General features: G+C 69.8%; 14 protein-coding genes and 1 pseudogene. 4 read left to right on the top strand and 11 right to left on the bottom strand.

The annotated features are described in order from the left end of the window. Positions 1 to 52 precede the first annotated feature (52 nt). Complete coding sequence (locus tag AB0N66_RS03320; RefSeq protein ID WP_365427879.1) at positions 53 to 580, top strand: RNA-binding S4 domain-containing protein; 528 nt, start codon at positions 53 to 55, stop codon at positions 578 to 580. A gap of 174 nt (positions 581 to 754) precedes the next feature. On the opposite strand, the gene AB0N66_RS03315 is transcribed toward AB0N66_RS03320, so the two are convergent. The 3 genes and pseudogenes from AB0N66_RS03315 to AB0N66_RS03305 form a co-directional block, all read right to left on the bottom strand. Beyond that, positions 755 to 1204 carry a DoxX family protein gene (locus tag AB0N66_RS03315; protein ID WP_365427876.1) on the bottom strand — a complete coding sequence of 150 codons (450 nt, stop codon included), beginning with the start codon at positions 1202 to 1204 and terminating at the stop codon, positions 755 to 757. A 241-nt stretch (positions 1205 to 1445) separates the two neighbouring features. Next, a complete protein-coding gene (locus AB0N66_RS03310; protein WP_365427873.1) occupies positions 1446 to 2123 on the bottom strand; it encodes a class I SAM-dependent methyltransferase in 678 nt (225 codons plus the stop codon). A gap of 53 nt (positions 2124 to 2176) precedes the next feature. Next, positions 2177 to 2338, bottom strand: a pseudogene (locus AB0N66_RS03305) (acyltransferase domain-containing protein); the annotation flags it as partial. A gap of 87 nt (positions 2339 to 2425) precedes the next feature. Here AB0N66_RS03305 and AB0N66_RS03300 point away from each other — a divergent pair. Continuing rightward, complete coding sequence (locus tag AB0N66_RS03300) at positions 2426 to 2692, top strand: DUF6343 family protein (RefSeq protein ID WP_365427870.1); 267 nt, start codon at positions 2426 to 2428, stop codon at positions 2690 to 2692. A 226-nt stretch (positions 2693 to 2918) separates the two neighbouring features. Here AB0N66_RS03300 and AB0N66_RS03295 read toward each other — a convergent pair whose 3' ends face one another. The 6 genes from AB0N66_RS03295 to rpsA all read right to left on the bottom strand — a co-directional run bounded on the left by AB0N66_RS03295 (position 2919) and on the right by rpsA (position 9059). Continuing rightward, positions 2919 to 3299, bottom strand: a complete 381-nt coding sequence (locus AB0N66_RS03295; protein ID WP_365427867.1) for a tetratricopeptide repeat protein — start codon at positions 3297 to 3299, stop codon at positions 2919 to 2921. Positions 3300 to 3605: 306 nt separating this feature from the next. Continuing rightward, positions 3606 to 3989 carry a DUF3592 domain-containing protein gene (locus AB0N66_RS03290; RefSeq protein ID WP_365427865.1) on the bottom strand — a complete coding sequence of 128 codons (384 nt, stop codon included), beginning with the start codon at positions 3987 to 3989 and terminating at the stop codon, positions 3606 to 3608. A 12-nt stretch (positions 3990 to 4001) separates the two neighbouring features. Further along, entirely contained in the window at positions 4002 to 4607 is a 606-nt protein-coding gene (gene coaE / locus AB0N66_RS03285) for a dephospho-CoA kinase (protein WP_365427862.1), read from the bottom strand. 54 nt (positions 4608 to 4661) lie between these two features. Then, the gene (locus AB0N66_RS03280; protein WP_365427859.1) at positions 4662 to 5600 is read right to left on the bottom strand and encodes a PAC2 family protein; all 939 of its coding nucleotides are present in this window, start codon (positions 5598 to 5600) and stop codon (positions 4662 to 4664) included. Between the two features lie 137 nt (positions 5601 to 5737). Continuing rightward, on the bottom strand, positions 5738 to 7345 hold the full coding sequence (locus AB0N66_RS03275) for an FAD-dependent oxidoreductase (RefSeq protein ID WP_365427856.1): 1608 nt from the start codon (positions 7343 to 7345) through the stop codon (positions 5738 to 5740). Between the two features lie 208 nt (positions 7346 to 7553). After that, on the bottom strand, positions 7554 to 9059 hold the full coding sequence (gene rpsA, locus AB0N66_RS03270; RefSeq protein ID WP_365427853.1) for a 30S ribosomal protein S1: 1506 nt from the start codon (positions 9057 to 9059) through the stop codon (positions 7554 to 7556). A gap of 367 nt (positions 9060 to 9426) precedes the next feature. Here rpsA and AB0N66_RS03265 point away from each other — a divergent pair, with 367 nt between their 5' ends. Together AB0N66_RS03265 and hrpB are read left to right on the top strand one after the other, a co-directional pair. Further along, positions 9427 to 10269, top strand: a complete 843-nt coding sequence (locus AB0N66_RS03265) for a class I SAM-dependent methyltransferase (RefSeq protein ID WP_365427850.1) — start codon at positions 9427 to 9429, stop codon at positions 10267 to 10269. 4 nt (positions 10270 to 10273) lie between these two features. Next, positions 10274 to 12823 (top strand): ATP-dependent helicase HrpB, encoded by a 2550-nt coding sequence (gene hrpB, locus AB0N66_RS03260; protein ID WP_365427847.1) that lies wholly within the window; start codon positions 10274 to 10276, stop codon positions 12821 to 12823. On the opposite strand, the gene AB0N66_RS03255 is transcribed toward hrpB, so the two are convergent. After that, positions 12813 to 13805, bottom strand: coding sequence for a DUF3068 domain-containing protein (locus AB0N66_RS03255; protein ID WP_365427844.1), 993 nt, complete (start codon positions 13803 to 13805; stop codon positions 12813 to 12815). The genes hrpB and AB0N66_RS03255 overlap by 11 nt on opposite strands. Before the next feature lie 49 nt (positions 13806 to 13854). After that, on the bottom strand, positions 13855 to 13989 hold the full coding sequence (locus AB0N66_RS03250) for an SPW_0924 family protein (protein ID WP_365427841.1): 135 nt from the start codon (positions 13987 to 13989) through the stop codon (positions 13855 to 13857). Positions 13990 to 14121 lie beyond the last annotated feature (132 nt).

Raw genomic sequence — 14121 nt, 5'->3', positions numbered from 1 at the left:
TGTGACGGAAATCCCTCACGGGCCGCCCGGCTCGGGGGACTAAAGTCGAGGCATGGCTGCTGAGGGTGCGGACGACGACAAGGGCACCGGGGACAAGGAAACCGGCGCGAGCGGTGGTGCAGAGGGCGCGGCCACGGCCGGCTCGCCCGATGCCGTGGCCGCGGCCACGGCCGCCGGTCCCGGCGGTGGTGAAACCGTGCGGGTCGACAGCTGGATCTGGTCCGTACGTCTCGTCAAGACCCGCTCCATGGGTGCCACCGCCTGCCGCGGTGGGCACGTCCGGGTGAACGGCGAGCGCGTCAAGCCCGCGTACGCCGTGCGCGTCGGCGACGAGGTACGTCTGCGGAACGCGGGCCGGGAACGGGTCGTCGTCGTGAAGCGCGTGATCCGCAAACGGGTCGGCCCGTCCGTCGCCGTCGAGTGCTTCGTCGACAACAGCCCGCCGCCCCCGCCGCGCGAGGCCGTCGCCCCCGCGGGTATCCGCGACCGCGGCGCCGGCCGCCCGACCAAGCGCGACCGCCGCGAGCTCGAACGTCTCCGGGGCTCCTCCCACCCACCGGCCGGCCCCGAAAGCTCCTGAAACGACGATTACGCCCGCGCCTCCTGTACGCAGGAGAACACCCGAGCGCCGGGACACCGAGCGCCAAGCGCCGGTCCGGTCCGGTCGCCGGTCGCCGGTCGCCGGTCAACGTCGAGGGCGCCCCGATCGTTCTGGGGCGCCCTCGACGGCGGTCTGTGGTCGGCGACCGGTCGGTCACGCCCGTCGTCGCACCAGGCGGAGCAGCTCCGTTGTCTGCCCCCTGCGGGCCCATGCGATCAGCGCGAGGGGCAGGATCAGGATGAGCGGCGTCGCCACGTACGGCCCGTGCAGGACGGTGACGTTCACGATGAAGGCGCCGACCATCAGCGCGCTGAGCGACACCGCCGCCACCGACGACAGCAGCGGGATCAACAGCGCGATGCCTCCGGCGAGTTCGAGGGCACCGATGGTGTACATCCCCGCGCTGCCCCACCCGAGCTTGTCGAAGCTCTCGGCGGCCGAGGGGTGCGCGATCAGCTTGGGCAGCGCGCTCGCGAAGGCGTAGAAGAGACCAAGCGTGATCTGGAGAGCGCCGAGGGAGATCCGGGCGCTGCGGCTGCGAGGGGTTCCGGCGGCGGAGGGGGCGCGGGTGACGGAGGCGACGGGGAGGGAGGTCTCGGACATCAGGGTCTCCTGTGTGAAGCGGTAGCCGTTGTGTGAAGCGGTAGCCGTTGATTTCACAGAAGTAGACCGAGCAGGCGTCCGGAACTCATCGGCGTCGGAAGGGATTTTTCTTCGCCCCCGCCGCCCCTACCCGTCCCATACCTGGGGGCTCCGACCCCCGCTCCTTTCGGACCCCCGTTCGCCCGAAGGGCTCGTCCTCAAACGCCGGACGGACTGAAGATCCCCTCCCCAGCTGAACAGCTCAGCCCTTCACCGCCCGCACCCACACCCCGTCCTCCGTCAGATACCGATCCACCCTCAACCCCGCCTCCCCCAGCGCCTCTTCGAACTCCTCCTTCGTCAGCGGCCGGGCCAGGAACGTCTGGGTCCAGGTGGCGTCCGGGAAGAGATACTCCACGTGTACCGAATCGACCCCGTCGCCGACCGGCTCCGCCGACACGATCCGTATGGTGAAGCCGGTGGGGTGGACCCGCTCGCGGGGCACGTCCGTATGGGAGTCCGCCGCCTCGCGCTGGATCAACACACAGCCGCCCTCGGCGACATGGCGGGCGCATGCGTTCAGCAACCCGCGCCGCACCTCGACGTCGCCGCTGTGCACGAGGAACGACGCGAGCATCACCACGTCGAACGTCTCGCTCAGGTCGAGGCCCTCGATCGGGCCGCATATCGTGCGTGCCCCGCGGACCCGCTCCAGCATCTCGGCCGACTCGTCCACGGCCGTGACCGTGAACCCGCGCTCCAGGAGCGGATGGGTCATCCGCCCTACCCCGCTGCCCAGTTCCAGAATGTGTGCACCCGCCGGCACCGCCGCGCTGATGATGTCCGGTTCGTCCCCGACGGTCAGGCGCGAATAGAGCTCGACCGCGCAGCCGTCCGGAGTGATCGCACCGGGTCCGGTTCCCTCGTAACCTTCACGCATCTCAATCCTCATACCCGTCCAACGGGCGCCCTCCGCCGATCCGTTCCCACCCCGTGCAGGGAGATCCACCAGGGGAACAGCAGCCCAGGGGTACCGAGCCGTTTGTGGTGCACGGCCACATGCCGTCCGAGGTCGGCGAGCGTGCGCCGGGACACGTCGTCCCGGATACCGAGCGAGCGGTGATAGGCGCGCACGAACGGGAGCGCCGCGACAAAGCAGCGCCTCTCCCTTGGTACGACCGCTGTCCCATGGTGAACGTGCACCACGAAGAGTACGTTTTCTCGGTAGGAGTAGTGATCGGGATGCGTACAGGCAGTGAACCGACGACAGCGCGCAGTGCCCTGCGGATGCGTTTCTGGCTGAGCGCCTGGGGCCTGATCTGGGCGGCCGCCGGGACAGCCGGGTTCGCCCTGGCCGGGCGGCCGGGATGGGCGACCGCCTGCGGTGTGCTGTGGCTGATCGTCGCCGCGGACATGGCCATGATCCTGCGGCACATCCGCCAGGGTCCGCGCTACCAGCCGGGCCGCGACGTCCCGCCGTACCGCCCGCCGGATCACCATCACCCGTGACCTGATCCTGATCAGGAGCCACGAGGGGCGTACGAAGCACTCGCGAGAGTCGTACGACGCACCTAGGGGGTGTCGTTTGGATCACCCCGGGTCCGCGACGCCTGGCACGGCACCTCACCGCGTTGTCGCATCACCCGGGTACGTCCAGTGCGCGGGTCATGCTCCGCCTTGCGATGCACCGCACCATGCGCCGCGGCCTGATCCGAGGTGATCCAAACGACACCCCCTAGGAATCGAAGCGCGCCGCTTCCAGATACTGCGGCTTCGGATCGAGCGCCGCCGCCAGCCTGAAGTGCCGCTTCGCCTGCTCGGGGCGGAGCATCCGCTCGTAGGTGCGGGCGAGAGCGAAGTGCGCGAACGCGTTGTCCGGCTCGCGCTCCAGGACGATCGTGAACTCCAGCTCGGCTGGGCGCAGTTGCGCGGCGGCGAAGAAGGCACGGGCGCGCAGCAGCCGCGCGGCCGTGTTCTCCGGATGCGCTGCGATGACAGAGTCGAGCAACTTCACCGCGCCCCGCGGGTCGCGGGCGGCGAGCAGTTGCTCGGCGGCGCGGAAGTCGATGACATGCGTCTCCGGAGTACGTCCGGTGGAACCGCTGGTCTCGGGCACGGCTGAGTCCTTCCCTCACTGCACGGCTTCAACGCCCGGATCGGGGGCCCGTATTCCATGGTCGTCGCCACAGGGATTCCCTCGCGGTCGCCACAGGGCACCCACCGTCGTCGTCACGCGTCGCCCACTGTCCCTGGTCAGGGGCCCGCGTACGTCCTCGCCGTCACGCGGCACCTCACGGCCCGCCGTCACAGAACTCCCGCAACCGCCGACCGTCATACACCGACCACCGACCACCGACCGTAGAACACCGACCACCGACCACTGACCGTCGCTGACCGACCGCTGGCCGTGGGTAATCGACCGTCACAGAGCCAGCACCCCCAGCACCAAACCCAGCACGATCAGCCCCCCGCCCGCCACGACGAAGGCCCAGTCCGCTCCAGCGCGCTCGCTTCCGAGCAGCACCGTCTCACGCGGGTCCTCCACGTCGTACGCGAGACGTATGTGCGCGCCTTCGGGCAGCGGCCGACGCCTACTGCGCGGCACCGGCGACACGACCTCCACGACCCGTCCGTCCACCGTCTCGAACTGCAGCAACGGCCGCTCCAGGCCCGGTTGCCGAGGTTTCACCAGCGCCTCGGTCACCTGCCCCGCGGCGCTGATGCGTCGCGTCTGGCGCAGGCCGTACGCTCCCGCCAGTAGCGCCACCAGGCCGCCCAGAGCCGTCAGAGCAGCGAGTACGACCACTCCCCACCCCTCTCAGGTCGCCCTGGACGCCCGCTCCACGAGATCCGCCCATACCTCCCGTACGCGCCGCTCCAGCTCGTGAAGGGGTACGTCGTTGTCGATGACGACGTCCGCGATCTTCAGGCGCTTGTCGCGGGTGGCCTGGGCGGCCATGCGCGCGCGGGCGTCCTCCTCGGTCATGCCGCGCAGCCGTATGAGCCGGTCGAGCTGAGTCCTGGGACTGGCGTCGACGACGATCACGAGGTCGTACAACGCTGCGAGGCCGTTCTCCGCGACCAGGGGCACATCGTGCACGACGACGGCGTCCTCGGACGCGGCGCTCTCCAGGTCTTGGGAGCGGGCACCCACCAGGGGGTGCACGATCGAGTTGAGGACGGCGAGCTTCGCGGGATCGGCGAAGACGATGGAGCCAAGCTTGGGACGGTCCAGGCTGCCGTCCGGCGCGAGCACGTCCTCGCCGAAGGCGTCGACGACCGCCGCAAGCCCGGGAGTTCCGGGCGCGACGACCTCGCGCGCGATCCTGTCCGCGTCGATCAGCACCGCGCCCCGCTCCACGAGCAGTCGCGACACCTCGCTCTTGCCGGCGCCGATTCCACCGGTCAGGCCCACCTTCAGCATGACCAGAAGCTTAGGGCCCGCCTCTGACAGTCGCCCGCGAGCCCTGGGCGGGGCTCAGCCCTCGCCCTCCCGCTCGGCCAGGAACCGCTCGAACTCCAGCCCGATCTCGTCCGCCGACGGGATGTCCACCGGCTCGGCGAGCATGTTGCCGCGCGTCTCGGCGCCCGCAGCGGCGTCGTACTGGTGCTCAAGGCCCTGGACAAGGGCGACGAGCTCCTCGTCGCCCTCCTGGATCTGCCGGTCGATCTCGGTCTGCGTGCGGTGCGCCTCGGTGCGCAGGGCGTGCGCGATCGCGGGGAGCACCAGGCCCGTCGCGGCGGTGATCGACTCCAGGACGGTCAGCGCGGCGTCGGGGTACGCGGAGCGGGCGATGTAGTGCGGCACGTGTGCGCCGACCCCGAGAATGTCGTGCCCGGCCTCCATGAGGCGGTACTCGACGAGGGCCTCCGCGCTTCCGGGTACCTGCGCCTCGTCGAAGGGGCTGCGGTGGCCGGGTACCAGGTCGGTGCGGTTGCCGTGCGGTGTGAGGCCCACGGGACGCGTGTGCGGGACGCCCATCGGGATGCCGTGGAAGTTCACGGAAAGGCGGACGCCGAGCCGCTCCACGATCTGCTGGACGGCGGCGGCGAAGCGCTCCCACTCGACGTCCGGCTCGGGGCCGGAGAGGAGCAGGAAGGGCGCGCCGGTGGCGTCCTGTACGACCCGTACATCAAGGGTCGGGACTTCGTAGTCGGTCCAGCGGTCGCGCTTGAACGTCAGCAGCGGACGCCGGGCCCGGTAGTCAACGAGCCGGTCGTGGTCGAAACGGGCCACGACCTGATGGGGCAGTGTGTCGAGCAGCCGGTCGACGATCTGGTCGCCGGTTTCGCCCGCGTCGATGTATCCGTCGAAGTGGTAGAGCATGACCAGTCCTGCCGACTCCTGGGCGAGCGCCATGTCGACAACAGCCAAGCCCTTCGGCTCCCATGCGTACAAACCCTGCGGATCAAGCACTGTGACCGCTCCTCCTCGTGTTCGTACTGCACAACGTGGTGTGGAGCGCGGGCATTCCCCACCGGCGCTCCACACGGGAAACCTCTTACCGACTTTTCAGCCTCCACGAGAGGCTGCGAAAACGGCTGCGGGAGTTGTCACGCGGACAGCACGCGCGCGTGGAGCGCGGTGACCGCCTTGCGGGCGGAGGTGAAGGCGCCATGCTGCCAGGCGTCGGTGTAGCTGAGCCAGTCGCCCGCGAAGTAGACGCGTCCGGTGGGCTCGTTCAGGGGCTTGTAGCGGGCGTCGTCGGGGCCTCCGGGTGTGCTGTGCCAGGCGGCCTCCAGGTGGGGCGTCTGGCGCCAGTGGTGCGAGAAGGAGGACGCGAGTTCGGTGCGGTACTTCTCGCCGTAGATCTTCACGCCCACGGCCACCGCGCGCTCCTCGCGTGCCTTGGGGGTGAGCTTCGCGTACGAGTCCGCGTCGTCGGCGTAGTTGTAGTAGCCGATCATCACGCCGCGCGCACCGTGGAAGCCGTACGACGGATGCCAGATGTGCGAGACGTCCTGGTCGGTCTCCGTGATGCCGCCGTAAATTTTGTGATCAAGCTCCCACCAGCGGGAACGGTACTCGAGTCCGATCTTGGCCGCCGACGAGGGAGTGATCGCCTCCAGAGCCGTCTGCACTCCCGAGCCGAGGTTGTGCGGGATCTTGGCGAGGATGTTGGGCGGCAGGGCGCCGATGCAGTAGTCGGCGTCGAGGGACCTGGTGCGGCCGCCCTGGGTGTAGGTGACCGTAACGCCACTCCCCTTGTCGGTGATTTTCGAAACGGCAGCCCCTGTACGGATGCGCTGGGCCCCGATCGCCTTCGTCAGCGCGCGCGGTATCTGGTCCATGCCGCCCACCGGCTGGAACATCAGCATCGCCTGGTCGAAGCCGAACTCGAAGGAGAAGTAGCGGCCCACCCCGGTGGCGAAGATCTCGGAGGCGGTGGGGACGTCGCCGAGGATCACGCCGGGGGTTCCGGCGGCGGCCGGGACCGTGGTGTAGCCGCGGCGCTCGCCGCCCTCGTAGGTGAGTTTGTCGCCCAACTCCCCGAAGTCCTTGAGGAACTCGACGAGCTTCTCCTGGTCGGTGGCGGTCAGCTCCTTGTCGAGAGCGCCCTTGTCGGTGGCCTTGGCGAGCAGTTCGGAGACATAGCCGTAGACATCGGCCTTCGCGGTCCGGTACCGCATCGGCTTGGTCATACCGGCCGACTCGTTGTAGATGTACGCGTCCGCGTTCGTGTTGGTGAACACCTCGATGGGGACGCCGAGTTCGCGGCAGTAGTCGAGGGTGACCATCCACTGCGGGAGCCGGGCGGGGCCGGCGTTCATGTAGTGGCCCTCGCTGAAGCGGGCCTTCTGGGTGTTGCCGTAGAGGTCGGTCGTCGAGTCACCCCCGCGGACCGTGAAGTTACGGCCTCCGGTGCGGTCCCTGGCCTCCAGGACCGTACAGTCGTAGCCGGCTTTCCCGAGTTCGTACGCGGCCGCGAGTCCGGCGATGCCGCCGCCGACGATGACGACCTTGGCGGCGCCGCGCCCGGTGAGGGTGAAGTCGCTCGATTTCAGGGCGCGGAAGGGCTGTTCACGCTGTGCGGCCTGCGCGGTGGGCGCGAGGCCGAGGGCTCCCATGGTGGCGAACATGGCGCCCGCGCCACCGGTGAGACCCACGTTGCGCAGGAACGAACGCCGGCTCGCGCCCGGCCCACTCTGAAGCTCTGTCATGGTTTCGGCTCCTCTGTCGATCTTGATCGATCGAGGAAGCCTCCCAACACCCCGTTACGGTCCGTCCGTTACTCGTGTATCCCCCGCGTTTCTGCAATCTCAGCGGTACCGCGGCCACCCGCGCAGGACACCGGAAACGCGCTGCGGGCCCGCACCCAGAAGGGTGCGGGCCCGCAAACAACTACCGGCTAAAAGCCGACCCGAGCGATCAGCTCTGGCCTCCGGCCAGCTTCTCGCGGAGGGCGGCCAGGGCCTCGTCCGACGCCAGGGCGCCGGAGGTGTCGTCCGACTCCGAGGAGTACGAACCACCCGAGACACCAGCCGCGGCAGGACCGGCGACGGGGGCGGCAGCGCCCTCGGCCTCGGCCTGCGCGTCCGCCTCGCGGGACTTGATGACCTGCGCCTGGTGCTGCTCGAAGCGCGTCTGCGCCTCGGCGTACTGGGTCTCCCACACCTCGCGCTGAGCCTCGAAGCCCTCGAGCCAGTCGTTGGTCTCGGGGTCGAAGCCCTCGGGGTAGATGTAGTTGCCCTGGTCGTCGTACGACGCGGCCATGCCGTACAGCGTCGGGTCGAAGTCGACCGAGGCCGGGTCGGCACCGAAGGCCTCGTTGGCCTGCTTCAGCGAGAGGCTGATGCGACGGCGCTCGAGGTCGATGTCGATGACCTTGACGAAGATCTCGTCGTTGACCTGGACAACCTGCTCCGGGATCTCCACGTGGCGCTCGGCCAGCTCGGAGATGTGGACCAGACCCTCGATGCCCTCGTCCACGCGGACGAACGCACCGAACGGGACGAGCTTCGTGACCTTACCCGGGACGACCTGACCGATCTGGTGCGTCCGGGCGAACTGCTGCCACGGGTCTTCCTGCGTCGCCTTGAGCGACAGGGAGACACGCTCGCGGTCCATGTCGACGTCGAGAACCTCGACGGTGACTTCCTGGCCGACCTCGACAACCTCGGAGGGGTGGTCGATGTGCTTCCAGGAGAGCTCGGAGACGTGAACCAGACCGTCGACGCCACCCAGGTCCACGAACGCACCGAAGTTGACGATCGAGGAGACGACGCCGGAGCGGACCTGACCCTTCTGCAGGGTCGTGAGGAACGTCTGGCGGACCTCGGACTGGGTCTGCTCGAGCCAGGCACGGCGGGACAGGACCACGTTGTTGCGGTTCTTGTCCAGCTCGATGATCTTGGCTTCGAGCTCCTTGCCCACGTACGGCTGGAGGTCGCGGACGCGGCGCATCTCGACGAGAGAGGCCGGCAGGAAGCCACGGAGGCCGATGTCGAGGATGAGACCACCCTTGACCACCTCGATGACGGTGCCGGTGACGATGCCGTCCTCTTCCTTGATCTTCTCGATGGTGCCCCAGGCGCGCTCGTACTGGGCGCGCTTCTTCGAGAGGATCAGGCGGCCTTCCTTGTCCTCCTTCTGGAGAACAAGGGCTTCGATCTCGTCGCCGACCTTGACGACCTCGTTCGGGTCGACGTCGTGCTTGATCGAGAGCTCGCGGCTCGGGATGACACCTTCGGTCTTGTAACCGATATCGAGGAGAACCTCGTCCCGGTCAACCTTGACGATGACGCCATCGACGATGTCACCATCGTTGAAGTACTTGATCGTCTCGTCGATCGCGGCGAGGAATGCTTCCTCGTCACCGATGTCGTTGACCGCAACCTGCGGAGTGGTGGCGGTGGTCTCGGTGCTGCTCGTCATGTGGGTAAGGGCTCCGGTACGGACAGTGAGTCGTAGGTACTGCTTACGCCGGGAGCCCGTTTCGCTCTGCAGAAGGCCGGACAGCCAAGGAAGCGCCGAATCCGGATGGTGTTTGTGGCAAACACCGCCGGTGGCGCCTCGACAACCGAGGGGTCATACATACAGATGCGAGCGCGACCTGCTACGTCTGAGGTGCGCAGGCCCGCAGCGCAACTTGTAGCATACGGGGGCAGCCGGACAGGGTCAATGCGCGAAGGCGCACACCCGGGGCGGAACACCGCATACCCGGCACAAGACCTGCCACACGAGGCCACGCGGGCCGTAGTTGGCCCCTGCCGTGACCCGTCCCCGGGGCGGGTTGAGGCGGATGGGTCCGCAGACTAATACGAGGGAGCCGATCATCCAAGAGCCCGAACCGTTCGAGCCCGAAGCCACCCGACGCGACGCGGGCGGCACGGAGAGTTCCCGCGCCAATCGCGGCTGGTGGGACCGGAACGCGGACGACTACCAGACCGAGCACGGCACCTTCCTCGGAGACGACCGTTTCGTGTGGTGCCCCGAGGGGCTCGACGAGGTGGAGGCCGAACTGCTCGGCCCGCCCGAGGACCTCAAGGGCAAGGACATCCTGGAGATCGGCGCCGGCGCGGCCCAGTGCTCGCGCTGGCTGGCCGGTCAAGGAGCACGTCCGGTGGCCCTGGACCTCTCCCACCGCCAGCTCCAGCACGCGCTGCGCATCGGCGGCACCGTTCCCCTGGTGGAGGCCGACGCGGGCGCCCTGCCGTTCGCGGACGGCTCCTTCGACCTGGCCTGCTCGGCGTACGGCGCGCTGCCGTTCGTCGCCGAACCGGTCCGCGTCCTGCGCGAGGTGCACCGGGTGCTGCGCCCCGGCGGCCGTTTCGTCTTCTCCGTGACGCACCCGGTCCGCTGGGCCTTCCCCGACGAGCCGGGCCCCGACGGCCTGACGGTCGCCTCCTCCTACTTCGACCGCACCCCGTACGTGGAGCAGGACGACGAGGGCCGCGCGGTGTACGTCGAACACCACAGGACGGTCGGCGACCGCGTCCGCGACGTCGTGGCCGGCGGCTTCCGTCTCCTCGACGTCGTCGAGCCGGAGTGGCCCGCCTGGAACACCCAGGAGTGGGGCGGCTGGTCGCCACTGCGCGGGAACCTGATCCCGGGCACGGCGATCTTCGTCTGCGTACGAGACTGAGCGGGTGATCCGCTACGACGCCCTGGAGCCGCTGCCCGTACGCGGCGCGCTGCCCGCACTGAACGACTCCCTGGAGGCGCACGGCGCGGCGGTCCTCGTCGCACCGCCCGGCACCGGAAAGACGACACTCGTGCCGCTGGCCCTCGCCGGGCTGCTGGACGAGGGCCCGGTCCGCCGTGTCGTCGTCGCCGAGCCGCGCCGCATCGCCGCCCGTGCGGCCGCGCGGCGGATGGCATGGCTGCTCGGGGAGAAGGTCGGCGAGAGCGTCGGCTTCACCGTGCGCGGTGAGCGTGTGGTGGGTCCACGCGTGCGCGTGGAGGTCGTCACGACCGGTGTGCTGCTGCAACGGCTCCAGCGGGACCAGGAGTTGACGGGCGTCGACGTGGTCGTGCTCGACGAGTGCCATGAGCGACATCTGGACGCCGACACGGTGGCGGCCTTCCTGTTGGACGTACGGGCCGCGCTCCGCCCGGAGCTGCGGCTGGTGGCCGCGTCCGCGACCACCGACGCCGAGGGGTGGGCCCGACTGCTGGGCGGGGCGCCGGTGATTGAGGCCCAGGGGGTCTCGTATCCGGTCGAGGTGGTGTGGGCACCGCCCGTGCGCCCTGTGCGGCCACCCCATGGGATGCGTGTGGATCCGGTGCTGCTCACCCATGTGGCCTCGGTGGTGCGCCGGGCGTTGGCCGAGCACGAGGGGGACGTGCTGTGCTTCCTTCCCGGGGTCGGCGAGATCGCGCGCGTCGCCGGGCAGTTGGGGGATCTCGGCGATGTCGAGGTACTTCAGGTGCACGGTCGGGCGCCGGCCGCCGTGCAGGACGCGGTGCTGTCGGGCGGGGTGAGGCGCCGGGTGGTCCTTGCCACCGCCGTGGCCGAGTCGTCGCTGACGGTTCCCGGAGTGCGGGTGGTCGTCGACTCCGGGCTCGCGCGGGAGCCGCGGGTGGACCACGCGCGCGGGCTGAGCGCGCTGGCGACCGTACGGGCCTCGCAGGCGGCCGGGCGGCAGCGGGCGGGGCGGGCCGGGCGTGAGGCACCGGGGCGGGTGTACCGCTGCTGGTCCGAGGCGGAGGACGCGCGTCTCACCCGCTTCCCCGCGCCGGAGATCAAGGTGGCCGACCTGACGGCGTTCGCCCTGCAGGCGGCCTGCTGGGGCGATCCGGACGCGACGGGGCTCGCCCTCCTCGACCCGCCGCCGGGTGGCGCGATGGCCGCGGCGCGCACGGTGCTGTCGGCCGTGGGTGCCGTCGACGCCGCGGGGCGGGCGACCGAGCGGGGTGTGCGGATGTCCCGGCTCGGGTTGCACCCGCGACTGGCCCGGGCCCTGCTGGACGCGGCACCCGAGGTCGGCGCGGACCGGGCCGCCGAAGTGGTCGCCCTGCTGAGTGAGGAACCGCCGCGGGAGTACGGCGACGATCTGGCAGCGGCCTGGCGGGCGGCGCGGCGCGGGGGTGACGCCTACGCGGCCCGCTGGCGTACGGAGTCCCGCCGACTGCGGAGCGGAGCGACAAACCTTTCCGGCGCTTTCGCCAACAAGACGGTCACCGCCGAACCCCGGCCCGCCCAGGACACGCGAGCAGGTACCGGAGAGGACCGGGTCGTGGGACTGGTCGCCGCGCTCGCCTTTCCCGAGCGGGTCGCGCGGGCGCAGGGCGACTCCTACCTGATGGTGTCCGGGACGCGGGCCGAGGTCGGGGACGGTTCAGGGCTGCGCGGGGCGTCCTGGCTCGCCGTGGCCGTCGCGGACCGCCCCGTGAGCGCCGGGCACGCGCGCGTGCGGCTCGCGGCGGTCATCGACGAGGAGACGGCGATACGGGCGGCGGTGAGCCTGCGCTCCAAGGGCGACGAGGTCCACTGGGCCGACGGTGACGTCGTCGCGCGGCGGGTCGAGCGGCTCGGAGCCGTGGAGTTGGCGGTGCGGCCGCTCAAGAAGGCCGACGCCGGGCTCGTACGGGATGCACTGCTGGAAGGGCTGCGGGAGGACGGGCTCGGCCTGTTGCGCTGGTCGCCGGACGCCGAGGTGCTGCGGCGGCGGCTCGCGTTTCTGCGTCTGCGCCTGGGCGACCCGTGGCCCGACGTGTCCGACGACGCGCTCCACGCGCGCGTGGACGAGTGGCTGGAGCCGGAGCTGAGCCGGGCCAGGCGGCGGGCCGATCTGGCGCGCATCGACGCCGGGCAGGCACTCAACCGCCTGCTGCCCTGGGCGACGGGAGACGCGGCCCGCCTCGACGAACTCGCCCCCGAGCGGATCGAGGTACCCAGCGGATCCAGGATCCGGATCGACTACGCCGACCCGGAACAGCCGGTGCTCGCCGTCAAGTTGCAGGAGATGTTCGGCCTCCACACGTCCCCGGCCGTCGCCGGTGTGCCCGTGCTGGTGCATCTGCTCTCGCCCGCGGGGCGGCCCGCCGCCGTCACCGCCGACCTGGCCTCTTTCTGGAAGGAGGGCTACAAGGCCGTACGGGCCGAACTGCGCGGGCGCTATCCCAAGCATCCGTGGCCCGAGGACCCGGCGACCGCTGAGCCGACGCGGTACACGAACGCGCGGCTCAGGCGCTGACCGGTTCCGGTTCCGCGGCGTCCGTGGGCGCGGGGTCACCCGGACGACGGCTCCGTGCCTCCAGATAGAGGGAGAGCGACAGGAGTCCCGCGCCCAGGATCAGGAAGCCCCAGGGGAGGTACGTGGTCATCAGCAGGACCAGGGTGCGGTTCGACTTGACCAGGTCGACCGTGTACTGGATGTAGTCCTCGCGCATTTTCACGTGCCCGGAGAAGGCCGTCACCTTGTCGCGGTCCCCCAGGAGGGTGCCGCCGCGCAGCTCCTCCTGGTGGATCTCCTCGCCGTAGACGGGCGCCCCGGTGACCGGCTCCACCCAGAACTTGCGCACCGTGGTGTACCAGCGGGTGGTGCCCGTCTCGGCGAGCGACTCCGGTGTGACGCCCTCCACGGGCAGGACGTTCGGGAACGCGACCTTGGTCCACGGGATGGTCTGCTCGAAGTAGTAAACGTTTACGCCCCGGAAGTTGCGGGTGCCCTCGTAGTGGATGGGGGCGGAGGTGCGGGTCTGCGCGTCGAAGTACTCGTAGTCCCTTTTCTCCGTCATGAAGGGCCACTTGAACTCGATGCCCTCGCGGGTGACGGGCTCGCCGTCGACCGATTCGCCGGTGGCGTGGACGGGTTCCTGGGTGTGCGCGTCGAAGATGTAGCGCTCGGGGAGCTTGGAGACCATCTCCCCGTCGGGGCCCTGCACATAGGAGAGGGAGTCCCAGACGACGACGTCACGGCCGGCACTCTTCTCGATCTTCTCGGAGGCTTCGACGTTGCCCTTGAGGGTCTGCACGATGGTGACCTTGGGGACCTTCTTGGCCGTCATCGTGCCGTAGTCGAGGAGGGTGGCGTCCTTCGCCTCCAGGACCATGTCCTGGTACTGGTCAGCGGGGACCTTGGCCACACGCGGGAAGGCGTACCAGCGCAGCAGGGGGGACAGCGCCGCGAAGAACACGGCGAAGGCGAGCAGGATCAGGCTGACCTTGCGGCGCATTTTCGGCGTCCTCCCTGTGCCTTGGCGGCGGGTGCGTGAGCCCTGTGTGTCACGGGTGGGTGGGGACGGTGGTGAGCAGCGGCTTCGGCGAGGTCTTGCCTGCCGGTGAGCCCATGGCCGTGATGGTGAACACCATGGCGAGCGCTACGGCGAGACCGATCGCGGCGGCGATGAGGGCACGCATGCGGGGCCTCCCCGAGGTCCAGGAACTGGAGCTGATACTTCGTCAGGTCCGGCACCGTAGCAACGGCGGGGCGAGATGAGAACACGTTGCACACACAGACGAGGGCGCCCCTCCGCCGGAAGCGGAGGGGCG

Origin of the sequence: Streptomyces sp. NPDC093544 (genome assembly GCF_040683495.1) — a bacterium.
Lineage (GTDB): Bacteria > Actinomycetota > Actinomycetes > Streptomycetales > Streptomycetaceae > Streptomyces.
The sequence above is the reverse complement of the archived record's forward strand: the minus strand, read 5'-3'. Positions and strand labels throughout refer to the sequence as shown.